At 72.9% G+C, this 21,681-nt stretch carries 17 protein-coding genes; 3 read left to right on the top strand and 14 right to left on the bottom strand.

Annotated elements, in window-relative coordinates; genetic code table 11:
- Window positions 1–221 precede the first annotated feature (221 nt).
- Window positions 222–1,646 carry a type I glutamate--ammonia ligase gene (glnA, locus tag AB0B63_RS03505; RefSeq protein WP_208568762.1) on the bottom strand — a complete coding sequence of 475 codons (1,425 nt, stop codon included), beginning with the start codon at window positions 1,644–1,646 and terminating at the stop codon, window positions 222–224.
- A gap of 444 nt (window positions 1,647–2,090) precedes the next feature.
- Between glnA and AB0B63_RS03500 the strand changes: the two genes are divergently transcribed.
- Window positions 2,091–2,474 (top strand): RDD family protein, encoded by a 384-nt coding sequence (locus AB0B63_RS03500; protein WP_357014417.1) that lies wholly within the window; start codon window positions 2,091–2,093, stop codon window positions 2,472–2,474.
- Between the two features lie 513 nt (window positions 2,475–2,987).
- On the opposite strand, the gene AB0B63_RS03495 is transcribed toward AB0B63_RS03500, so the two are convergent.
- From AB0B63_RS03495 to lipA, 3 genes are all read right to left on the bottom strand, one after another.
- A complete protein-coding gene (locus tag AB0B63_RS03495) occupies window positions 2,988–3,677 on the bottom strand; it encodes a DUF4191 domain-containing protein (protein ID WP_208568760.1) in 690 nt (229 codons plus the stop codon).
- Between the two features lie 161 nt (window positions 3,678–3,838).
- Window positions 3,839–5,365: an NAD(P)/FAD-dependent oxidoreductase gene (locus AB0B63_RS03490; protein WP_357014265.1), complete on the bottom strand. Its 1,527-nt coding sequence runs from the start codon at window positions 5,363–5,365 to the stop codon at window positions 3,839–3,841.
- A 215-nt stretch (window positions 5,366–5,580) separates the two neighbouring features.
- On the bottom strand, window positions 5,581–6,630 hold the full coding sequence (gene lipA / locus AB0B63_RS03485) for a lipoyl synthase (RefSeq protein WP_208568758.1): 1,050 nt from the start codon (window positions 6,628–6,630) through the stop codon (window positions 5,581–5,583).
- 359 nt (window positions 6,631–6,989) lie between these two features.
- Between lipA and aspS the strand changes: the two genes are divergently transcribed.
- On the top strand, window positions 6,990–8,276 hold the full coding sequence (gene aspS, locus AB0B63_RS03480) for an aspartate--tRNA(Asn) ligase (protein WP_357014415.1): 1,287 nt from the start codon (window positions 6,990–6,992) through the stop codon (window positions 8,274–8,276).
- A gap of 539 nt (window positions 8,277–8,815) precedes the next feature.
- Here the strand turns inward: aspS and AB0B63_RS03475 are convergent.
- The 8 genes from AB0B63_RS03475 to AB0B63_RS03440 form a co-directional block, all read right to left on the bottom strand.
- A complete protein-coding gene (locus AB0B63_RS03475; protein WP_357014262.1) occupies window positions 8,816–9,208 on the bottom strand; it encodes a VOC family protein in 393 nt (130 codons plus the stop codon).
- A 4-nt stretch (window positions 9,209–9,212) separates the two neighbouring features.
- Entirely contained in the window at window positions 9,213–9,851 is a 639-nt protein-coding gene (gene lipB / locus AB0B63_RS03470) for a lipoyl(octanoyl) transferase LipB (RefSeq protein WP_357014260.1), read from the bottom strand.
- A 139-nt stretch (window positions 9,852–9,990) separates the two neighbouring features.
- Window positions 9,991–11,814 carry a DUF2079 domain-containing protein gene (locus AB0B63_RS03465; protein ID WP_357014258.1) on the bottom strand — a complete coding sequence of 608 codons (1,824 nt, stop codon included), beginning with the start codon at window positions 11,812–11,814 and terminating at the stop codon, window positions 9,991–9,993.
- 195 nt (window positions 11,815–12,009) lie between these two features.
- Window positions 12,010–12,912: a TIGR01777 family oxidoreductase gene (locus AB0B63_RS03460; protein ID WP_357014256.1), complete on the bottom strand. Its 903-nt coding sequence runs from the start codon at window positions 12,910–12,912 to the stop codon at window positions 12,010–12,012.
- A 259-nt stretch (window positions 12,913–13,171) separates the two neighbouring features.
- Window positions 13,172–14,185, bottom strand: a complete 1,014-nt coding sequence (locus tag AB0B63_RS03455) for an aldo/keto reductase (RefSeq protein ID WP_208568753.1) — start codon at window positions 14,183–14,185, stop codon at window positions 13,172–13,174.
- 123 nt (window positions 14,186–14,308) lie between these two features.
- Window positions 14,309–15,247 carry an LLM class flavin-dependent oxidoreductase gene (locus tag AB0B63_RS03450; protein ID WP_208568752.1) on the bottom strand — a complete coding sequence of 313 codons (939 nt, stop codon included), beginning with the start codon at window positions 15,245–15,247 and terminating at the stop codon, window positions 14,309–14,311.
- Window positions 15,248–15,380: 133 nt separating this feature from the next.
- Window positions 15,381–15,899 (bottom strand): hemerythrin domain-containing protein, encoded by a 519-nt coding sequence (locus AB0B63_RS03445; RefSeq protein WP_307799483.1) that lies wholly within the window; start codon window positions 15,897–15,899, stop codon window positions 15,381–15,383.
- A gap of 424 nt (window positions 15,900–16,323) precedes the next feature.
- Entirely contained in the window at window positions 16,324–16,920 is a 597-nt protein-coding gene (locus AB0B63_RS03440; protein WP_307799482.1) for a TetR/AcrR family transcriptional regulator, read from the bottom strand.
- A 253-nt stretch (window positions 16,921–17,173) separates the two neighbouring features.
- On the opposite strand from AB0B63_RS03440, the gene AB0B63_RS03435 reads away from it, so the two are divergent.
- Entirely contained in the window at window positions 17,174–18,118 is a 945-nt protein-coding gene (locus AB0B63_RS03435; RefSeq protein WP_219464057.1) for an SDR family NAD(P)-dependent oxidoreductase, read from the top strand.
- Window positions 18,119–18,330: 212 nt separating this feature from the next.
- On the opposite strand, the gene sucB is transcribed toward AB0B63_RS03435, so the two are convergent.
- Window positions 18,331–20,157: a 2-oxoglutarate dehydrogenase, E2 component, dihydrolipoamide succinyltransferase gene (gene sucB / locus AB0B63_RS03430; protein WP_357014252.1), complete on the bottom strand. Its 1,827-nt coding sequence runs from the start codon at window positions 20,155–20,157 to the stop codon at window positions 18,331–18,333.
- A 71-nt stretch (window positions 20,158–20,228) separates the two neighbouring features.
- A complete protein-coding gene (gene lpdA / locus AB0B63_RS03425; RefSeq protein WP_208568748.1) occupies window positions 20,229–21,656 on the bottom strand; it encodes a dihydrolipoyl dehydrogenase in 1,428 nt (475 codons plus the stop codon).
- Window positions 21,657–21,681 lie beyond the last annotated feature (25 nt).

Here is a 21,681-nt window from a genome sequence, read left to right as displayed (position 1 = left end):
GGCGTAACGGAACGGGCCGGCGTGACGGTGCCGGGCCGGCGTGACGGTGCCGGGCCGGCGTGACGGTGCCGGGCCGATGTGACGGTGCCGGTCGTGTAGCGCTGCGGGCCGGCGTAACGGAACGGGGCCGGGGTGACGGTGCCGGCCGGGGTGACGGAACGGGCCGGCTCCGCGGAAGCGGAGCCGGCCCGGCCGGTGGAACGTGACCGTCGAGGCGGACCTCAGCAGTCGAAGTACATCGCGAACTCGTGCGGGGTCGGGCGCAGACGCACCGGGTCGACCTCGTTGGCCCGCTTCCAGCCGACCCAGGTGGAGATCAGGTCGGGGGTGAAGACGCCACCGTCGAGCAGGTAGTCGTGGTCGGCCTCCAGCGCGTCGAGCACCTCCGGCAGCGAGCCCGGCACCTGCTTGACGTCGCCCCACTCCTCCGGCGGGAGGTCGTAGAGGTCCTTGTCGATCGGAGCCGGCGGCTCCATCTTGCTCTTGATGCCGTCCAGGCCGGCCATCATCATGGCCGAGAAGGCGAGGTACGGGTTGCTGGACGGGTCCGGCACCCGGAACTCGACCCGCTTGGCCTTGGCGTTGCTGCCGGTGACCGGGATGCGGGTGCAGGCGGAGCGGTTGCGCTGCGAGTAGACCAGGTTGACCGGGGCCTCGTAGCCGGGCACCAGCCGCCGGTACGAGTTGACCGTCGGGTTGGTGAACGCCAGCAGCGACGGGGCGTGGTGCAGCAGGCCACCGATGTACCAGCGGGCGGTGTCCGACAGGCCGGCGTAACCGGTCTCGTCGTAGAACAGCGGCTCGCCGTTGAGCCAGAGGCTCTGGTGGGTGTGCATGCCGGAGCCGTTGTCGCCGAAGAGCGGCTTGGGCATGAAGGTAGCCGTCTTGCCGTTGGCCCAGGCCTCGTTCTTCACGATGTACTTGAAGAGCTGGAGCTGGTCACCGGCGTGCAGCAGGGTGGAGAACTTGTAGTTGATCTCCGACTGGCCGGCGGTGCCGACCTCGTGGTGCGAACGCTCCACGGTGAACCCGCCGTCGACCAGCCGACGCACGATCGAGTCGCGCAGGTCGGCGTAGTGGTCCACCGGCGGCACCGGGAAGTAACCACCCTTGTACGCGGTCTTGTAGCCGCGGTTGCCGCCGGCCTCCTCACGACCGGTGTTCCACGCGCCCTCGATCGAGTCGATGTAGTAGAACGACTGGTGCGCCGAGGTCTCGTGGCGGATCGAGTCGAAGATGTAGAACTCCGCCTCGGCACCGAAGTACGCCGTGTCGGCGATGCCGCTGGCGGCGAGGTAGGCCTCGGCCTTCTTGGCCACGTTGCGCGGGTCCCGCGAGTACGCCTCACGGGTGAACGGGTCGTGGATGAAGAAGTTGAGCGCGAGGGTCTTCTGCGCGCGGAACGGGTCGATGAAGGCGGTCGCGACGTCCGGGAGCAGGAGCATGTCCGACTCGTGGATCGCCTGGAAACCGCGGATCGACGAACCGTCGAACGCGAGACCGTCGGTGAAGACGCTGTCGTCGAAGGACTCCACCGGCAGATTGAAGTGCTGCATCACGCCGGGCAGGTCACAAAAACGTACGTCGACGAACTTTACGTCCTCGTTCTTGAGGTATCGCAGGAGTTCCTCGGGATTGGCAAACACACGTCCTCCTGGCACGTCCACTCCGGTGGCTGGGCTCTGGCGACGCTATGACCGTGGGGTTGCTCGCCCGTGTCTCCAATGTTTCTGCCGTGTTACGCCGCTAGCGGAGCGTCATCTGCGCCGCTCAGTACCCGCCGGGTTGTCCGTTCGGACGATACCGGCTGAAGCGCTGTGCTGCCATTCGTAGTGATTAGACCGAATGTGCACAGATTGCTGAAACACTCTGCCTGTCCACCTGGTGACCGGCCGCCGACCGACCCGGGGCCCCGGTGACCACCCCGGCCGGCCGCCGTCCCTGAGCGGTAGCGGGGTGCCGGTGCCGCCCTGAGCGGTGGCGTGCCACCCTGAGCGGTGGCGCCGCCGCGGGTGCCGGTGCCGCCCTGGCCGGTGGCAGGGCGGTGCTGACTACCCTTGAGCACCGTGACGAGTTCGCCTGCGGCGCCGGTGCCGCCCGCCACCGATCCCGCCTTCACCCCGCCGACCCTCGGCCGACGGTTCGGGGCCCTGGTGATCGACTGGGTGCTCTGCCTGCTGGTGGCGAACTTCTTCGCCGACCCGGTCCGCGACGGCTGGGCCCCGGTGGCGGTGCTCATCGTCGAGTACGGCCTCTTCCTCGGCCTCTTCGCCCAGACCCCCGGGATGAGGATCACCCGGCTGCGCTGCCTCGACTGGTCCGACGGCGGGCGGATCGGCGTCCCCCGGGCGCTCCTGCGCGGCCTGCTCCTGGCCCTGGTCGTACCGCCGCTGATCATGGACGAGCAGCGCCGGGGCCTGCACGACCGCCTCACCGGCGCGGTCATCACCGACGCCCCCCGCCCCACCACCTGATCGCCCCGCCCGCCCCGCCCGGCGGGTGCCCGCGCTGCCCGCCGGGTACTCGCGCTGCCGGCCGGGCGCTCGCGCTGCCGGGCAGGTGCTCGCCGCGCTGCCTGGCGGGTGCTCGCCGCCCCGGGCGCTCGCGCTGCCCGCCGCATGATCGTGCTCGATCCTGGTTGTAGTGGCATCCGACGGCTGTGAGACCACTACAACCAGGATCGAGCACGATCATGGACGGCCGACCCCCGCTGCGGATAGGACCACGCCGGGTCGTGTGCAGGCGCGGGCACGGGTGGGCGCGGAGCGGGCAGGCGTTGGCCCCCGCGCAGAGGTGGACACGCGGGCACGGGGCAGAGCCGGGTGGTCACGGGCAGCGCCGGGTGGGCGCGGCAGATCTGGGTGGTCACAGGCAGAGCCGGGTGGTCACGGGCGGGGCTGGGTGGGCACGGGGCCGGCCGGTGGCAGGTGGCCGGTGGCCGGTGGCGGCCGGCCGGCCGGCAGGTGGCCGGGCGTACGACGGGGGTGTCAGCGGCCCCGGGTCTGGCGGAACGCGCGGCCCGGTGGCCGCATGTTCTTCGGGATCGCGCCCTTGGGCATCTGCGGGCGGGCGGTGAGTGCCTTGAGCCGCTTGTCGAGCGAGTTGACGTCCTTGCCGTTGAGGGTGCGCGGCAGCCGCATCAGGGTCATCCGCAGCTTGCGGATCGGCAGCTCACCCTCGCCCTGGCCGATCACGTAGTCGTGCAGCGGCGCGGAGCCGATCACCTTGGCCAGCCGGCGCTTCTCCTGGCCCAGCAGGCCACGGACCCGCTGCGGGTTGCCCTCGGCGAGCAGGATCACGCCGGGCCGGCCGATCACCAGGTGCACCATGTCCATCTGGGTGGTGGAGCTGACCGCCGGGGTGACCCGCCAGTCGCCACGCATGCTCTCCATGATCTGCGCCGCCGCGCCGGGCTGCCCCTCGGCGGCGTTCATCATCGCCTTGTTGGACCGCAGGTTGAGCACGACGAGCAGGGCGAGCAGGGCGAACAGGATGCCGATCGGCAGCCACAGCCAGCCCCAGAGGATCACCGCGACCACGGTGAGCGCGAGCGGGATCAGCACCGCCCCGGCGGCCAGTGGCGCGAACCACCGGTCCTGCTTGGCGGTGAACTTGAACACCATCCCGATCTGCTTCAGCCGTTGGCCGAACGAGACCTTCTCCTGGGGCTTTGCCATGCCGCCGAGTCTAGTGGTCGCCGCCAGGACGGATGATCCCCGGCCGGTGGTCGGCGGTGGGCCGCGGTGTTCCCGGGTGGCGGGACCACCGCGAGCGGGGTCGATCCACGGCAGGCGGGGCCGGTCGGGCCGTGATCGACCGGGGCTGTTCCCGACGGTGGTCAGCCGGTGGGGGAGCGGTCCCCGACCGGCGGTGCGGTGCGGGGGCGCGGCATGACGGGGGCGGCGCGGCCGGTGCCACCCTGACCCGTGCCGGCGTGGCCGGCACCGTCGTTGCCGCCCTCCTCGTGGTAGTCCTCCTCCACGTTGACGGCCCAGACGTCGTGGTCGGTGCCGTCGAGGATGTTCTCCGCGGCGAGCATCGCGGTGAGCATGGAGTGGTCCTGGTTGTTGTACCGGTGCATGCCGTTGCGACCCACCGGGTGCACGTTCGGCACCGCCTCGGCCAGCCAGCGGCGGATCACCTCGACGGCCTCGGCGTAGCCCTCGTCGTAGACCGGGTACGCCTTCGGCATCCGCACCACGTACCCGGTGGTGACCGAGCCGGGGCGGACCAGGCCGAGCCGCTCCAACTCGGCGGTGCCGAAGGCGACCAGCTCCGGGTCGGGGGTCGACCACAGCTCGTCGCCCTCGTTGACGAAGTACTCCAGGCCGAGGCAGGTGCCGCCGGCCCGGACCATCTCCGGTGACCAGGCGCCGTAGTTCTGGATCCGCCCGACCTGCACCCCGGGGGTGTGCACATAGATCCAGTTGTCGGGGAAACCGGCCTCGGCCGGCACCACCAGCGCCACGGTCAGGAAGTCCCGGTGCCGCAGCGCGTCGGCGGCCTCGCGTACCTCGGTCGGCGCGGGCGGGTCCATCGCCCGGACCAGGGCCGAGATCGGCATGCTGGAGACCACGTGGTCGGCGGCGATCCGCCGCTCACCGGACGGGCCGTCGACGGTCACCGCGACCGCCCGGCCCTCCTCGCGGTGCACGGTGCGTACCGCCGTCTCCAGCTCGACCGTCCCCCCGGCCTTGACCACCAGTTCGGCGCAGCGTTCCCACATCATCCCCGGGCCGAGCCGGGGGTAGCGGAACTCCTCGATCAGGCTGGTCACCTCGGTGCCGCCCCGCTGGGGCAGCAGCGCGCCGCGGATCGCCGCGCCGAGGGAGAGGTTGCGGATGCGCTGGGCCGCCCAGTCCGCCTGCAGCTCCGTCGCGGGGATGCCCCAGACCTTCTCGGTGTACGTCTTGAAGAACATCCGGTACAGCCGGGCCCCGAACCGGGCCGACACCCAGCCCTCGAAGTGGCTCTGGTCGGCCGGCGGGCGCACCCGCGCCCACAGGTACGACCCGACGCACCGGCACGCCTCCCACACGCCCAGGTTGCGCAGCGCGTTGCCGGCCCGCAGCGGGTAGTCGAACAGCCGCCCCTGGTAGTGGATGCGGCTCATCCGGGGGCGCAGCAGGAAGTCGTCCTCGGAGAGCAGTTCGTGCCAGAACGCCTCGACCCGGGACACCTTGGTGAAGAACCGGTGCCCGCCGATGTCGAACCGCCAGCCCTCCCGCTCCACGGTGCGGCTGATCCCGCCGACCACGTCGTCGGCCTCCACTACGTCGACCGGGGCGTGCCGCCGCGTCAACTCGTACGCGGCGGTGAGTCCGGCGGGGCCGGCGCCGATGACAACCGTGTGCGGCTGCGCCATCAAAGACACCACCATCGATGAGTTAGGGGTCGGGGCTGGCGGAATCTAACACGATCTCGCCCTGCCCGGGGAGCGTCGTCGAATCGACGCTGAGCTGCCGCCCACCACCCCTTGCGGGCGTCGCCCAGGTCTGGGAAGATCGACACACTCGAATGCCCAGCGGGCGTCGCCGTGATCCGGCGCGATCCCGGGGCATCGTTCCGCCACGGCCCGGGTCAGCCGACCGTGACCGAGGCTTCCTCGCGGGCCGTCAACGCCTGCTGGTAGAGCCGCCCCGCCCGGTACGACGAACGCACCAGCGGCCCGCTCATCACCCCGGCGAAGCCGATCTCCTCGGCCTCGGCGCGCAGCTCGACGAACTCCTCCGGCTTGACCCAGCGGGTCACCGGGTGGTGCCGGGGGGTGGGCCGCAGGTACTGGGTGATGGTGATCAGCTCGCAGCCCGCCTCGTGCAGGTCACGCAGCGCCTGGGAGACCTCGGCCCGCTCCTCGCCCATGCCCAGGATCAGGTTGCTCTTGGTGACCAGCCCGGCGGCGCGGGCCTGCCGGATCACGTCGAGCGAACGCTCGTAGCGGAACGCCGGACGGATCCGCTTGAAGATCCGGGGCACCGTCTCGACATTGTGCGCCAGCACCTCCGGCCGGGCGCCGAACACCTCGGCGAGCTGCTCGGGGACCGCGTTGAAGTCGGGGATCAGCAGCTCGACGCCGCAGCCGGACCGCAACGCGTGGATCTGCCGGACGGTCTCGGCGTACAACCATGCGCCGCCGTCGGGCAGGTCGTCCCGGGCGACGCCGGTGATGGTGGCGTAGCGCAGGCCCATCGTGGCGACCGACTCGGCGACCCGACGCGGCTCGTCGGCGTCGAACTCGGCCGGCTTGCCCGTGTCGATCTGGCAGAAGTCGCAGCGCCGGGTGCACTGGTCGCCGCCGATGAGGAAGGTGGCCTCCCGGTCCTCCCAGCATTCGTAGATGTTGGGACAGCCGGCCTCCTGGCAGACGGTGTGCAACCCTTCACGCGAGACCAGCCCGCGCAGCTCGGTGTACTCCGGCCCCATCTTGGCCTTGACCTTGATCCACGGCGGTTTGCGCTCGATCGGCGTCTCGGCGTTGCGCGCCTCGATCCGCAGCATCCGTCGCCCCTCGGGGGCGACCGTCGCGGAGCGCGCTGCCTGCTGGGTCGTCGGCGCGGAGTGCTCGATCGTCACAAAACCGAGCCTACGCCCGACGGCGGCGATCGATGCACGTCGGGCGACCGGCGTCACGTCACCGGTCTTGTGACACCGGACACCGGCGGGCCGAAAAAGCCCGTTACAGGCGGCCGGGGCGGGTGCTAGCGTGCCCGGCAGAGCTGTGACGGAGCCGAGTACCGCCCCGATCCGCCAGTGCAGAGAGCCGCCGGTTGCTGGAAGGCGGTCTGACGCCGGGGCGCGAAGACCCTCCCGAGCCGCGGGAAGAACGGCGCGTCCGCGCGCCCAGTAGACCCCGCCCGGCTGGCCCCGGTGAAAAGGCGACGAATGAGGCCCCCGCCGTCGCGGGGGCGAAGGTGTGGTGGCACCGCGAGGTTCCCGCTCGCCCACACCTCCCGGGGATCGCGTTGCGATTGATCGAGGAGGTAACCGCCGTGCAACGCATCCTGTCCTCCCACCTGCCCACCCGTGTCGGCGCGACCGTGCGGATCGCCGGGTGGGTGCACCGCCGCCGACTGTTGAAGTCGGTGGCCTTCCTGATCGTCCGGGACGCCGCCGGTCTGACCCAGGTGGTGGTCACCGACCCGACCGTCCGGGCCGCCGTGACGGCCCTGCCCGAGGAGACCGTGGTCGAGGTGGTCGGCACGGTCACCGCGAACGGCACCGCGCCCGCCGGGGTCGAGCTGACCCACCCGACGGTACGACCACTCGGCCCGCCCGCCGTGCCGCCCCCGTTCGACCTGTACCGGCCGGCGCTCACCGCGACCCTGCCCACCCAGCTCGACCACGCCCCGGTGGCGCTGCGTCACCCGACCCGCTCGGCGGCGCTGCGGATCTCGGCGGCGGCGGTGGCCGGCTTCCGGGCCACCCTGGACGCCCGCGACTTCGTGGAGGTGCACACCCCGAAGGTGGTCGCCACGTCCACCGAGAGCGGGGCGAACGTCTTCGCCCTCGACTGGTTCGGTCGGCCCGCCTACCTGGCCCAGTCGCCGCAGTTCTACAAGCAGCTCATGGTGGGCGTCTTCGAGCGGGTCTACGAGGTGGGGCCGGTGTTCCGGGCCGAACCGCACGACACCGTCCGGCACCTGGCCCAGTACACCTCGCTCGACGTCGAGTTGGGCTTCGTCGACGACCACCGGGACGTGATGGCGGTGCTGCGGGACACCCTCGCGGGGATGCTCGCCGAGGTGGCCCGGCGGGCCGGCGGCGCGGTGGCGACCCTGGGGCTGACCCTGCCCGACGTGCCGGTCGAGATCCCGGCCGTGGGCTTCACCGAGGCGCTGCGGCTCGCCGGCGCACCCGCCGACGAACCCGACCTGGCCCCCGCCCACGAGCGGACACTGAGCGAGTGGGCCCGTGCCACCCACGGCTCGGACTTCCTCTTCGTCACCGGTTACCCGATGGCGAAGCGGCCGTTCTACACCCACCCCGACCCGGCGCGGCCCGCGTACTCGAACGGCTTTGACCTGCTCTTTCGCGGGCTGGAGCTGGTCACCGGCGGGCAGCGGCTGCACCGCCACGCCGACTACCTGGCGGCGCTGGCGGCGCGCGGCGAGCCGGTCGAGCCGTACACCGGGTACGTGGACGCGTTCCGGCACGGGATGCCGCCGCACGGCGGCTTCGCGATCGGCCTGGAACGCTTCGTGGCCCGGCTGGTCGGTGCGACGAACGTCCGGGAGGTCACCGCCTTCCCCCGCGACCTGCACCGGCTGGCCCCCTGAGCCGCCGGGTGTCCGCGCGACCGGCCTGCCGTGGGCCCTCACCGGGCGTCTGGGTACGCACTCTGGGTAGTGGTCTCGCTGAACTCGCTGTTGGTTGCTCTCCGTGATCGATGCGAGGTGTGGGCGGAGCTGCTTTTTGCCGGGTAGCAGCCCACACCTCGCTGAACAGGAGTTTTGTTGCCACCTCTTCCTGTCCCACTTACCCGCCCATTCGCACTTTGCTCTGCTGCCATCGACGCGACGGGCACTCTCCGCATGCGGTGCGTCCAGGGCAGCAGAGCAAAGTGCGCGAGTGAGGTAAGTGACGCCCGGCGGGGTCTTTACGCTGTGTAGCGGACGGAGAGGTGCTGCGGCGGCTTGAGCGGGATCCGGGAGCGGCAGCCGGGAGCGGAGCCCGGGAGCGGGACCAGTGCGGGGGCCGGGCCGGGATCGGAACAGATGGGGGATGCGGGGGCGGGAGGTAGGACCTGGGCCCCGGCCCGGCGGATACCGGACCCGGTGGAGCTGCGGCGGCTCGACGGAGGCAGCGGGCAGCGGCGTCAGGCCGGGCCGAGCAGGTCCCAGCGGTTGCCGGCGATGTCCCGGAACACCGCCACCCGACCGTACGATTCGGTGCGCGGCGGCTTCACGAACTCCACGCCGGCGTCGACCATTCGCCGGTGGACGGCGTCGAAGTCGTCGACCTGGAGGAAGAAGCCGACCCGACCGGCCACCTGGTCACCGACCACCGCCTCCTGCCGTTCCCCGTCGGCGCGGGCCAGCAGGATGCCGGTCTGCGCGCCGGGCGGACGGACCACCACCCACCGCTTCGGGCGTCCGTCGTTGGTCAGCGACGGCTCGTCCTCGACCAGTTCGAAACCGAGGATCCCGGTGAAGAACGCGATGGCCGGGTCGTAGTCGGCGACGACGACGGTGACGAGATCGATCCGCACCGGCTCAGCCGAGCAGGGTGGGCAGGTGCCGCTCCACGACGGGCAGCACCTCGGCCACCGGGACCGAGCGGCCCAGTTCGGCGGTGAGCGAGGTGGTGCCGGCGTCGGCGATGCCGCAGGGCACGATCCGGTCGTAGTACGACAGGTCGCAGTCGCAGTTGATCGCGAAGCCGTGCTGGGTGACCCCCCGGGCGACCCGGATGCCGATGGCGGCCACCTTGCGGGCCGGGCCCCGATCGTCGTCGGGCACCCAGACGCCACTGCGCCCCTCGACCCGGCCGGCGGTCAGCCCGAACTCGGCGCAGACGTCGATCAGCAACTGCTCGGTGCGGCGGACGTAGGCGACCACGTCGACCGGGTCGGGCAGCCGGACGATGGGATAGCCGACGAGCTGCCCCGGACCATGCCAGGTGATCTTGCCGCCCCGGTCGACGTCGACCACCGGGGTGCCGTCCATCGGCCTGTCCCAGGGCTCGGTGCGCTTGCCTGCGGTGTAGACGCTCGGGTGTTCCAGCAGCAGCACGGTGTCGCCACGCTCACCGGCCACCACTTCGGCGTGCAGCCGCCGCTGCTCGTCCCACGCGGTCGGGTAGTCGACCACACCGGCCCGGACGGCGGTCACCCCGGAAGTCGTCACGCTCACCCCGCCACCCTAGCCCCGCCCGCCCGCGCTCCGCCCCGTGAGCCTCGTCGCCCCACCCTGCGTGACCCCAGGCGCCGGGCGTGACCCCGCGCGGCCGGGCGTGGACCTGGGCCGTGGGCGTGACCGGTCAGGGGGACCGTCAGGCGGCGGGGACCGTCCAGAGCCACACGTCGTCCACCCGGCGGGGCTCGCCGAGCAGGGCGGTGGCGGTACGGCGCAGGGCGTCCTCGTCGAGGTCGTACTTGGCCCCGTGCACCTCGTCGGGCAGGACGACCGCCTCGACCCCCCAGTACCGCAGGTCCGCCCGGGACAGGCGGATGCTGCCCTCGGTGACGATCGGCACCAGCCCGGTCCGGCCGGCCTGGTCCATCAGCGTGTCGAAGGTGCGCGGCGGCGGCCCGATCCGCCCCCGCCCGTCGGGGCCGCCGGGGCCGAGGAAGAAGCCGGCGGGCAGCCGGAACTCACCCTGCCGGTGGGACAGGGCGTACGCCTGCCAGCGCTGGCCGTCGGGCGTGACGTCCAGGGTCAGCGGGATCGGGGTGAGCACCCCGCCCGGTGAGACGTACTCCCGCCAGGTGCCGGCGGTGACGAACTCCGGCACCGGCGGGCGGACGCTGGTCAGCAGCGGGGTCGGCAGCAGCGGCAGCAGCGCCGCCGCGAAACCCACCCCCCACACCCAGGCCGCCGTGCGACCCGGTGGCGTCGCCCGCAGCCGGTCGACGGTGTACGCCAGCAGCACCCCGATGACCGGCGCGACCACCAGGGCCAGCCGGGACGGCAGGGCGGCGTTGACCACCGGCAGGTCGTCCAACACACCGAAAGGCAGCAGTTGGCCGGTACGGCTCCCGTTCCACTTCGCCACCGGGCCCCAGGACAGCACCGCGAACACCACGGCGGTCACCCCGAGCGCGGTCAGCGTGGCCTGCCGGCCCGGGCTGGCCCGACGCCACAGCCACCCGAAGCAGACCACGGTGAGCAGCAGCAGCGGCACCCCGAAGAAGCTGTTCTCCTCGGTCGGGTTGGGCGCCAGCGTGGTGTCCCAGCCCAGCGCCCCGGCCACCGACCGGCTCGGGTACGCCCCGAACGCGGCGATGTCCTCGGCGTGGATGACCGGGTCGAAACCGGTGCCGTGGAACCGTTGCGGCCCGGCGAAGTGCAACCACAGCGGATACGCCAGCAGCATCCCGGCGACCAGCGCGGTCACCGCCAACCCGCGCAGGAGGTCCGGCAACGCGGCACGGGCCTGCGCCCGGCGGGCCGGGTGCAGCGCCCAGACGGCGAGGAAGACGGCGACTGCCAGCGCGGTGAAGAACAACCCCTCGGCGGCGATCGAGAAGGCCACCGCGACCAGCACCCCGAGCACCAGCCCGCCCCGCAACCAACGACCCGGCCGGCGCAGCGCGAACACCCCGGCCACCAGCAGCGGCACCAACCAGCCGGCGGTCCAGTTCAGGTGGGCGTTGGCGTGCGCGACCATGCCGGGGGAGTAGGCGATGAACAGCGCCCCGACGCCCGCCGCGAGCCGACTGGCGACCAGGTGCCGGGAGAGCAACCAGTACCAGGCCAGCGCGGTGGCGGCGAGGTTGAGGGTGAGGATCACCAGGAACGTCGCCGGCGGCCCGATCAGGTACGTCAGCGGTGCGAAGACCACCGCGTACACGGTGATCGAGGTGTTGACGGCGAGGTTCACCCCGTCCGGCACGTTGATCAGGTGGGTGAAGAGCGGGTTCTCCCCGTGCGTGACGGCGTGCCCGCCGAAGGCGAGCAACCACTCGAAGAGTGCCTGGTCGCTGGAGTTCACGGTGATCGCCCGCTGGTTCGGGTCGCGCCACAGGCCGCTGGTCACCCAGACCGCCAGCGCCACCGCGACGACCAGCATGATCAGGTCGGCCCGCCGACCCCGGGCGGTGTCCGGGGCGGCGGTGGGTGGCTGGTCGGCGGCCAGGGTCGGGGAAGTCGGCACGGAGCGGACGTTACCAACCGGAACTGGACCGACCGGTCGGACCCGCGACCCCGACCCCTCCCGGTTCGACCGGGCCGCCGACCGCCGCGCCCGCATGCCCGCCGCGCCACCCGGGCAGGTCGCCGGGCGGCGAGCAGTCCGGCCAGTCGTGCCGGGCGGGTCTATCGTGCAGCCCGGCCAGTCGTGCCGGGCGGGTCAGCCGTCGTGCAGGGCGGCGTGCAGGGCGGCGGGCAGCTCGGGGTGGGTCCAGGGGAAACCGGCCCGGGTGAGCACGGCGGGCAGGACCCGGGTGCTGGTCAGCGCCTCCTGGGCGAAGCCGCCCAGGGCGACCTTCAGGGCGACCGCCGGAATCGGGACGATCGCCGGCCGGTGCAGTTGGCGGGCGAACTCCCGGGTGAACTCGGCGTTGGTGGCCGGGTGTGGGCCGACCACGTTGACCGCGCCGGCGACCTCCCCGGCGGCCAGCAGGTACACCGTGGCGTCCAGCCAGTCCAACAGTGAGATCCACGGCAGCCACTGCCGCCCACTGCCGAGTCGGCCGGCGATGCCCAGTTTGAACGGCAGCAGTTGCGGCTTGAGCAGCCCCCCGTCGCGGTGCAGCGGCAGGCCCGTCCGCAGCCGCACCACCCGTACCCCGGCGTCCTCGGCGGGCCGGGTCGCCGCCTCCCAGACCCGGCACACGTCGGCGAGGAACCCCTCACCCGCCGGGGCGTCCTCCTCGACCACCCGGTCGCCGGTGTTGCCGTACCAGCCGACCGCCGAGGAGTTGAGCAGCACCCGGGGCCGGTCCGCCGCCGGCAACCCGGCGATCGTCACGGCCAGCGTGGTGGTGCTGTCCACCCGGCTGGACCGGATCACCCGGCGGTAGTCGTCGGTCCACCGCTTGTCGCCGACCCCGGCCCCGGCCAGGTTGACCACCGCGTCGGCCGCGGCCACCACGGCCGGGTCGAGCTGCCCGGCGGCCGGGTCCCACCGCTGTTCGTCGGGGGTACGCGGCGAGCGCCGGACCAGCCGGGTGACCTGGTGCCCGTCGCCGGTGAGCCGGTCGACCAGCCGGGTGCCGAGGAAGCCGGACACGCCGGCCATCAGGATCCGCATACCCCCATCTTCGGCTACGCACCCCCAACCAGATGCGCCGACCACCACCCCCACCCCAACCCCCCACCCCCAACCCCACCCGCCTCGTCCCGGTGATCAAGAGGTTTGCGTCAAGATTGATCTTCAACTTGACCTGAACCTCTTGATCAACTGACTTAAACCTCTTGATCACCGGGGCCGGCCGGCGATCCGCCGAGGTGGGGTGGGGAGGTCGGGGCGGGCGGGAGGCGGGTGGGGGTGGGGTGCGCGGTGGTGGGACCTATCGGGTGGCCGGGGTGCCGGCGGGGGTCGGGCGCAGGTCGGCCAGGAGGCGCTCCACCTCGGCGAACGCGTCCGCCGGGAGCGGGCCGAGGGTGAGGGCGGCGAAGTTCTCCCGGGCCTGCGCCACCGTCCGGCAGCCGGGGATCGGCAGCGTACGGGGGCTGCGGGCCAGCAGCCAGCCCAGCGCCCCCTGGGCGAGGGTACGGCCGTCCGAGGTCAACGCCGCCCGGATCGCCGCCACCCGGGCCGACCACTCGGGGGTGGGCCGGCCGTCGCGGAACCAGACCAGCCACTGCGGCGCCCGGCCCCGCACGTCGTCCGCGCCCAGCGTGCGGGTGGCCCCGGTGAGCAGGCCCATCGCCAGCGGCCCCCGGTTGAGGCTGGCCAGGTCGAAGGTGTCGCAGACGGCGAGCACCTCCGGGTTGTCGTTCAGCACCGACTCGTCGTGTTCGACGGCGACGCAGTGCGGCCCCGCCCCGGCGAACGCCCGCGCCGACCCCGGGTTGTCGGTGCTCCAGCCGTACCCGCGGATCTTGCCCTGGGTGACCAGGCCCTCCAGGGTGTCGACCAGGTCGAGCGCGGCGGACGCCGGCAGGTCGTTGAGGTGCAGCAGGTAGAGGTCCACGTGGTCGGTGCCGAGCCGACGCAGCGACCCCTCCAGGCTGGCCACCGCGTACGCCGGGCTGGCGTCCACGCCCAGCGCCCGCCGGGTCGCCTCGTCGGCGCGGTTGCCGAACTTGGTGACGATCACCGCCCGGTCCCGCCGGCCGGCGAGCGCCCGGCCGAGCACCCGTTCGCTGTGCCCGGCCCCGTAGTTGCTGGCCGTGTCGAAGAGGGTGACACCCAGGTCGAGGGCCTGGTGGATGGTGGCGACCGACTCGTCGTCGTCCACCTCACCCCAGCCGTACGGCTGACCGTCGTCGCCCCAGAGTGGGCCACCGATCGCCCAGCACCCCATGCCGATCGCGCCGACCTCGATTCCACTGCGGCCCAGAGTCCGTGTCGTCGTCATGCCGACCAGTGTTCAACCTGGAGCGCGCTCCAGGTCAAGCGTTGGCCTCCGCCCCTCGGCGGACGCCCGACACCGTGGGTGTTCCAGCCCCGGCACCCTCCGCTGTGCCCGCGGACCGGGACCTCACCCGTCCCGCGTCGGTGCGGCGCCGGGCAGCCGGGACAGGACCGGGACGAGCGGTTCGAGGGCGTCCCGGCGTACCACGAAGCGGGTGACGCCCCAGCGACGCCGGTGGGCCGCGACCGCCGCGACGATCTCGTCCACCGTGCCGATCAACACGAACGGGGTGGCCAGCAGCTCGGCGACGGTCAGCCCGATCCGGCCCGCCTGTTCGGCGGCGGCGGCCTCGGCATCGTCGGTGACCACCACCGTCTGCACCAGCGCCTCCACCGCGGGCGGGGTGTCCCGGCCGGCCGCGCCGGCGGCCACCTGGGCGAGCTGCGCCTCGATCTGGTCGGTCCGCCAACGCGCCTCGTGCCGGTGACCGTCGGCGAGGGTACGCCCGAAACCCGTCAACCCGACCACGTCGGCGTGCGCGCCGGCCCAGCGCAGCAGCGTCGAGTTGGCGGTGCCCATGGTCAGCGGGATGCGCTCCTGCACCGGCCGGGGCGAGGTCAGCCGGGCCTCCCGCGCCACCAGGTCGGGGGAGTCGACAGTCACCGGGGAACCGTCGAGCAGGGCACGGACCGCCTCGGCGACGGCCACGCAGCGGCGTACCCGGCCGGCCACGTCGGGGCGTACCCGGCCGACGGCGGCCCACTCGGCGGGGGTGTGGCCGGCCCCGACACCGAGCCGGGCCCGCCCGCCGGAGACCAGGTCGAGGGTGGCCACGTCGGCGGCGAGCAGGATCGGCTCCCGCACCCCCAGATTCGACACGTACGAGCCGAGCCCGATCGTGGAGGTCACCGACGCGGCGGCGGCGAGCGCGACGAACGGGGACGTCACGTCGCCCGGGTGGTCGGCGGCGAGCAGGGCGTCGAAGCCGACCGCCTCGGCCCGGCGGGCGAGGTCGACCCAGCCCGCCGCGTCGGTCGGGGTGGCCTGGAGCGAGAAGACGGTCACCGGCCCAGCTTCGCCGTCGCGTGCCGTCCCGGCCAGCCCGCGACCCCGGATTCTGCCAACCGGAGAATCACCGCCCATGCTCCCGGCCGGATCTGCCGCGCCTCCGGTGGGGTTCGCCGCGACTCCGGTGGGGTCACCAGTCCGGCGGTGGGGTCACCCCGAGCAGTTCGGTGGTGCCGCCGGCCCGGTCGCCGAGCGCGTCGAGGGCGGCGGTGAGGGTGCGTTCCTCGTAGCGGAAGTGCGATTCGAGGATGGCGGACAGCCCGTCCAGCTCGACGCGTACCCGGTCGAGGGCCGCCGGGTCGTCGGGCGGTGGGCCGGTGAACAGCGCCTCGATCCGGTGGACGATCCAGTCGACCATGCGGTGGTCCCGGCTGAGCTTGTCGAGCACGGGCCGCAGCTCGGGTGCCTCGTCGGCGAGCACCCGGAACGCCCCGGCGTCCTCGCCGGTGTGGTGCCGGGTGAGCGCCGCACAGAAGCTGAGGCAGTGGGTACGCAGGCCGCGTAGCCGGCCTGCCCCGGGTGATCCGTCGGGACCGGCGTCGAGGCCGGCCCGGAGCTGGTCGAGTTCGTCGAGCAACCAGAGGTGGATCTCTACCAGTTGGTGGCCGAGCGCGGTCAACCGGTCGGCCGGAGTGGAATCGGGGTGCACGTGTGTCCCATGCTGTCCCGCGCCTCCATGCCCTCGGCGGTCTCCTTGCCGGGTGCACTGCGACGCTGGCGACGATCCTACGACCCACCCGCCGCGCTGTCCGCCCTTCCAACGCCACGGATGCCGACCCACCGCCGGTTGTCGACCCGACCCACCGTCACGGGTGCCGGTCCATCGCCGGTTGTCGGCCCGGCCGACCGTCACGGGTGCCGGTCCATCGCCGGTTGTCGGCCCGGCCGACCGTCACGGGTGCCGGCCCATCGCCGTGGGTGCCGGCCCGACTCACCGCCACGGATGCCGGTCCATCGCCGGTTGTCGGCCCGGCCCACCGTCACGGGTGCCGGTCCATCGCCGTGGGTGTCGACCCGACCCATCGCCGTGGGTGTCGGTCCTGGCCTGCCGACGGGCGTCGGCACCCGGGCCGTCAGTGTCGGCGTAGGCCGGCCAGGAGCAGGTCGAGCAAACGGCCGGCGAGGTCCCGCTGCTCGGGTCCCTGCGCCGCCAGCGACATCCCGCCCAGCCCGGCCAGCACGTCGCCGGGGTCGACGTCCGGGCGGATCGTGCCGTCGGCGACGCCGGCCGCCAGCAGTCGGGTCAGCGCGGCGACCAGCAGGTCCCGGCTCTGCGCGTACGGGTTGGTGCCGGCGGCGATCACCAGGCGCAGGGCGTCGGCCATGCCCCGTTTGGTGGCCAGGTAGTCGACGAAGCGGTCCATCCACGCCCGGGTCGCCTCGGCGGGCGGCAGTCGGGTCAGCAGGTCGTCGGCGGCGGCACAGAGCTTGGCCAGTTCGCTGCGGTAGGCGGCCTCGACCAACGCTTCCCGGGTGGGGAAGTGCCGGTAGAGGGTGCCGATGCCCACCCCGGCGTCCCGGGCGATCGACTCCAGGGTCACCTCCGGCCCCTGTCGGGAGAACGCCTTCACGGCGGTGTCGAGCAGCCGCTGCCGGTTGCGCAGCGCGTCGGCGCGCAGCGGCCGGGAACCGCGCTCCGGCACGTCGCCTCCTGAGCGGTTCTGCGACACGTCGCCTCCTGGTCTGGTGCAGTGGTGCTGACGGGTGGTGTCTCCGGCGGTCGGGTCCGCTCAGGGCCCGGTCCGGGTCTGCTCAGGGCCGGGTCTGCTCAGGGCCGGGTCTGCGCGGGGATCGGGTCCGCTCGGGGGTCGGGTGGCAAACGGAGGATCCTCCGGTTAGGCTCGGAGTCGTAACGGAGGGCCCTCCACTTCTCATCGTAGCGGTCGGGTCGTCCGGCCCGTACCGCACTGACAAGGACGGATCATGACCACCGACTCGCCAGTCCACACCCCCTTCGACGCCCGGACCACCGCCCTGGAGGTGGTCCGCGACGTCGACCTCACCGGCCGCCGTGCCGTGGTGACCGGCGGTGCCTCCGGCATCGGCGTGGAGACCGCCCGCGCCCTCGCCGCCGCCGGAGCCGACGTCACCCTGGCCGTCCGGGACCTCGACGCCGGCCAGCGGGCCGCCGGGGACATCACCGCCAGCACCGGCAACGACCGGCTGCTGGTCGCCCCGCTCGACCTCGCCGACCAGGCGTCGGTGGCCGCCTTCGTGGCCACCTGGGACGGGCCGCTGCACCTGCTGGTCGACAACGCCGGCATCATGGCCTCGCCCGAGCGGCGTACCCCCGAGGGCTGGGAGTTGCAGTTCGCCACCAACCACCTCGGGCACTTCGCCCTCGCCACCGGGCTGCACCGCGCCCTCGCCGCCGCCGACGGCGCCCGCATCGTCTCGGTCAGCTCCGCGGCGCACCTGCGGTCCCCGGTGGTCTTCGACGACATCCACTTCCGGCAGCGCCCCTACGACCCGTGGGCGGCGTACGGGCAGTCGAAGACCGCGAACGTGCTGTTCGCCGTCGAGGCGACCCGGCGCTGGGCCGACGACGGCATCCTCAGCAACGCGCTGATGCCCGGCGCGATCCACACCAACCTCCAGCGGTACGTCAGCGCCGAGGAACTGGAGCGGATGCGGGCCGCCAGCGGTGGCGGCGCGGCCACCTGGAAGACCGTCGAGCAGGGTGCCGCCACCTCTGTCCTGGTCGCCACCTCGCCGCTGCTCGACGGGATCGGTGGCCGGTACTTCGAGGACTGCCAGCAGGCCGCCCCGCACCAGCCCGGCACCCGCACCGGCGTCGCCGCGTACGCCCTCGACCCGGCCGCCGCCGAGCGGCTCTGGACGGTCTCCGAGCAGACCCTGCGCGGCTGACCCGCCGATCCGCCGGGTGCCGTGCCCCGGCCGGCCCTGCCCGGATCGAGGGGCCCGACGTGCGGTAGCCGGTCGGTGCGCCCGCCCCGCCCCGCTCGCCCGGCATGGCCCGGCGGGTGGTGGCCGGTCGGTCCGCCCGGGCCGGCACCTGGCGTGCTGACGACGGAGGCGCCCCGGTCGACCGACCGGGGCGCCTCCGTCGAACGCGGGTGTTACAGGCCCAACTCGGCCTCGAAGTTGCCGCCCTCCAGCCGCTCCTTGACCGCGACCAGGAAACGGGCCGCGTCGGCGCCGTCGATCAGCCGGTGGTCGTAGGACAGGGCCAGGTAGACCATCGACCGGACCGCGACGACCTCGCCGAGGTCCGGGTCGTTCACCACGACCGGACGCTTCACCACGGCACCGGTGCCGAGCATCGCCGACTGCGGCGACGGCACGATCGGGGTGTCGAAGAGCGCCCCCCGGCTGCCGGTGTTGGTCAGCGTGAAGGTCGCCCCGGCGATCTCGTCCGGGCTGATCTTGTTGGTCCGGGTGCGCTCGGCCAGGTCGGCGATCCGTTTGGCGATGCCGCCCAGGTTGAGGTCGCCCGCACCGTGGATGACCGGCACCATCAGGCCGCGCTCGGTGTCCACTGCGATGCCCAGGTGCTCGGCGTCGGGGTAGGTGATCGTGCCCGCGTCGAGGTCCATGCTCGCGTTGACGATCGGGTACGTCTGCAACGCCTCGATGGTCGCCAGGGCGAAGAACGGCAGGAACGACAGCTTCACGCCGTGCCGCTGCTGGAACGCCTCCTTGGCTTGGGCGCGCAGCTTGGCGATCCGGGTGACGTCTACCTCGATCACCGTGGTCAGCTGCGCCATCTCGTGCAGCGACTGCTGCATCCGCTTGGCGATGGTCGCCCGGATCCGGGGCAGCTTCTCGGTGCTGCCGCGCTTGGCGCTCGGCTGCGCCTTGGCCGCCGGCTTCGCCGGAGCCTTCGCAGCCGGCTGCGCGGGGGCCGCCGGAGCGGCCTTGGCGGCCTTGGCCTTCTCCGCCGCCTCCAGCACGTCCTGCTTGCGGATCCGGCCACCGACGCCGGTGCCGGTGACCGAGGCCAGGTCGACGCCGTGCTGGCCGGCCAGCTTGCGCACCAGCGGGGTCACGTAACCGGCGGCCTCCTCGCCGCCGCCCTGGACGGGGGCGGCCGGCCGGGCCGGCGTGGCGGTCGGGGCGGCCGGCTGGGCAGCCTGCTCCGCCTTCGCCGGCTGGGCCGCCGACTCGGCCTCGGCGGCCGGCTCGTTGTATCCCGCGCCCTGGGTCGGCTCGGCGACCTCGGGCTCCGGCTTCGGCTCGGCCTTCGGCGCGGGCTTGGCCTCCGCCTTCGGGGCGGGCTCCGGCTCCGGCGTCGACTCGGCCGGGGCGGCGTCCGCCGCACCGATGATCGCCAGGTCCGCACCGACGGCGGCGGTCTCGTCCTCCGCGACCTTGATCTCCAGAACGGTGCCGGCGACCGGCGACGGGATCTCGGTGTCGACCTTGTCGGTGGAGACCTCCAGCAGCGCCTCGTCGACCTCGACGGTCTCGCCGACCTGCTTGAGCCACCGGGTGACGGTGCCCTCGGTGACGCTCTCGCCCAGCGCCGGCATCTTCACCGCGGTGCCCTCGCCCGAGGACGCCGGGGCGGCCTGCGCCGCCGGCTGCTCCTGCTCCGGCTGCTCCGGCTCCGGGCCGGTGCCCTCGGCGGCGGCCGTCGGCTCGGTGGCCGGCTCGGCCTGCTCCGGCTCGGCGGCCCCGCCGTCGTCCTGCGAGCCGGCCGACTCGCCCTCGCCGGAGATGACGGCCAGCTCGCTGCCCACCTCGGCGGTCTCGTCCTCACCGACCACGATCCGGCTCAGCACCCCCGCGGCGGGGGAGGGGATCTCGGTGTCGACCTTGTCGGTGGAGACCTCCAGCAGCGGCTCGTCGACCTCGACGGTCTCGCCCTCCTGCTTGAGCCAGCGGGTGACGGTGCCCTCGGTGACGCTCTCGCCGAGCCGAGGCATGGTGACCGATACCGGCATGTTCTGAAACTCCTTCGTGGCCTGGTGCGATCCTCGCCCGCTTGCCGCCGGCGTCGCGGAATGAGTGTGGGTCAGGCGTGCGCGTGCAGCGGCTTGCCGGCCAGGGCCAGGTGCGCCTCGCCCAGCGCCTCGTTCTGGGTCGGGTGGGCGTGTACGAGCTGCGCCACCTCCGCCGGGTAGGCCTCCCAGTTGTAGATGAGCTGCGCCTCGCCGATCAGCTCACCGACCCGGGCACCGACCATGTGTACGCCGACCACCGGCCCGTCCTCGACGCGTACCAGCTTCACGAAACCGGCGGTCTTGAGGATCTGGCTCTTGCCGTTGCCGCCGAGGTTGTAGTTGTAGACCTTGACCTTGTCGCCGTACTGCTCCTTGGCCTTGGCCTCGGTCAGCCCCACCGACGCCAGCTCCGGGTCGGAGTAGGTGACGCGCGGGATGCCGGCCTCGTCGATCACGGCCGGGTTCAGGCCGGCGATCTCCTCGGCGACGAAGATGCCCTGGGCGAAACCCCGGTGGGCGAGCTGGAGGCCGGGCACGATGTCGCCGACCGCGTAGACGTTCGGCACGCCGGTGCGCAGCCGCTCGTCGGTCAGCACGTACCCCCGGTCGAGCTTGACGCCCTGCTCGGCGTAGCCGAGGTCGGCGGTGTTCGGGCCCCGGCCGACGGCGACCAGCAGCAGCTCGGCCTCGACGGTCTCGCCGCCGGCGATGGTCAGCTTGACGCCCTTCTCGGTCTTCTCGACCTTCTCGAAGGGCTTGCCGACCTTGAAGTTGATCTTCCGCTTGCGGAACGCCCGCTCCAGCGCCTTGGACGACTCCTCGTCCTCGGCGGCCACCAGCCGGGGCAGCGCCTCGACGATGGTGACGTCCACCCCGAAGGACTTCCACACGCTGGCGAACTCGACGCCGATCACGCCGCCGCCCAGCACGATCACCGACGCGGGCACCCGGTCCAGGGTCAGCGCGTGGTCGCTGGTGATGATCCGCTCGCCGTCGACCTCCAGGCCGGGCAGGCTCTTGGCGTACGAACCGGAGGCCAGGATCACGTTGCGGCCGGTGTAGCGCTTGCCGTCGACCTCGACGACGTTCTTGCCGACCAGCTTGCCGGCACCCGCCACGAAGGTGATGTTCTTGTTGCCGCCGACCAGCCCCTGCAGGCCCTTGTAGAGGCGGGAGATCACCCCGTCCTTGTACGCGTTGACCCCGGCCATGTCGATGCCGACCAGCTCGGCCTGGACGCCGAACTGCGCCGACTCCCGGGTCTGGTCGGCGATCTCCGCCGCGTGCAGCAGCGCCTTGGTCGGGATGCAGCCGTTGTGCAGGCAGGTGCCGCCGAGCTTGCCCTTCTCGATCAGCGCGACGGAGAGGTCAAGCTGGGCGGCACGCAGCGCCGCCGCGTAGCCGCCGCTGCCACCTCCGAGAATGACGATGTCGAAGGTTGCGTCGTTCGGCTCGCTCACGTCCAACTCCCTGGTCGCTTCGCTGCATCGGGGGGTCACGGCGGGGCGGCACGGGCAGACCCCA

Origin of the sequence: Micromonospora sp. NPDC049081 (assembly GCF_040648835.1) — a bacterium.
Lineage (GTDB): Bacteria > Actinomycetota > Actinomycetes > Mycobacteriales > Micromonosporaceae > Micromonospora > Micromonospora antibiotica.
The sequence above is the reverse complement of the archived record's forward strand: the minus strand, read 5'-3'. Positions and strand labels throughout refer to the sequence as shown.

Coding starts and splice junctions, on each gene's coding strand:
- AB0B63_RS03495 (WP_208568760.1), bottom strand. CDS start 3,677: ATGGCAAAGCCCCAGGAGAAGGTCTCGTTCGGCCAACGGCTGAAGCAG.
- AB0B63_RS03490 (WP_357014265.1), bottom strand. CDS start 5,365: ATGGCGCAGCCGCACACGGTTGTCATCGGCGCCGGCCCCGCCGGACTC.
- AB0B63_RS03460 (WP_357014256.1), bottom strand. CDS start 12,912: ATGCGGATCCTGATGGCCGGCGTGTCCGGCTTCCTCGGCACCCGGCTG.
- AB0B63_RS03455 (WP_208568753.1), bottom strand. CDS start 14,185: ATGACGACGACACGGACTCTGGGCCGCAGTGGAATCGAGGTCGGCGCG.
- AB0B63_RS03435 (WP_219464057.1), top strand. CDS start 17,174: ATGACCACCGACTCGCCAGTCCACACCCCCTTCGACGCCCGGACCACC.
- sucB (WP_357014252.1), bottom strand. CDS start 20,157: ATGCCGGTATCGGTCACCATGCCTCGGCTCGGCGAGAGCGTCACCGAG.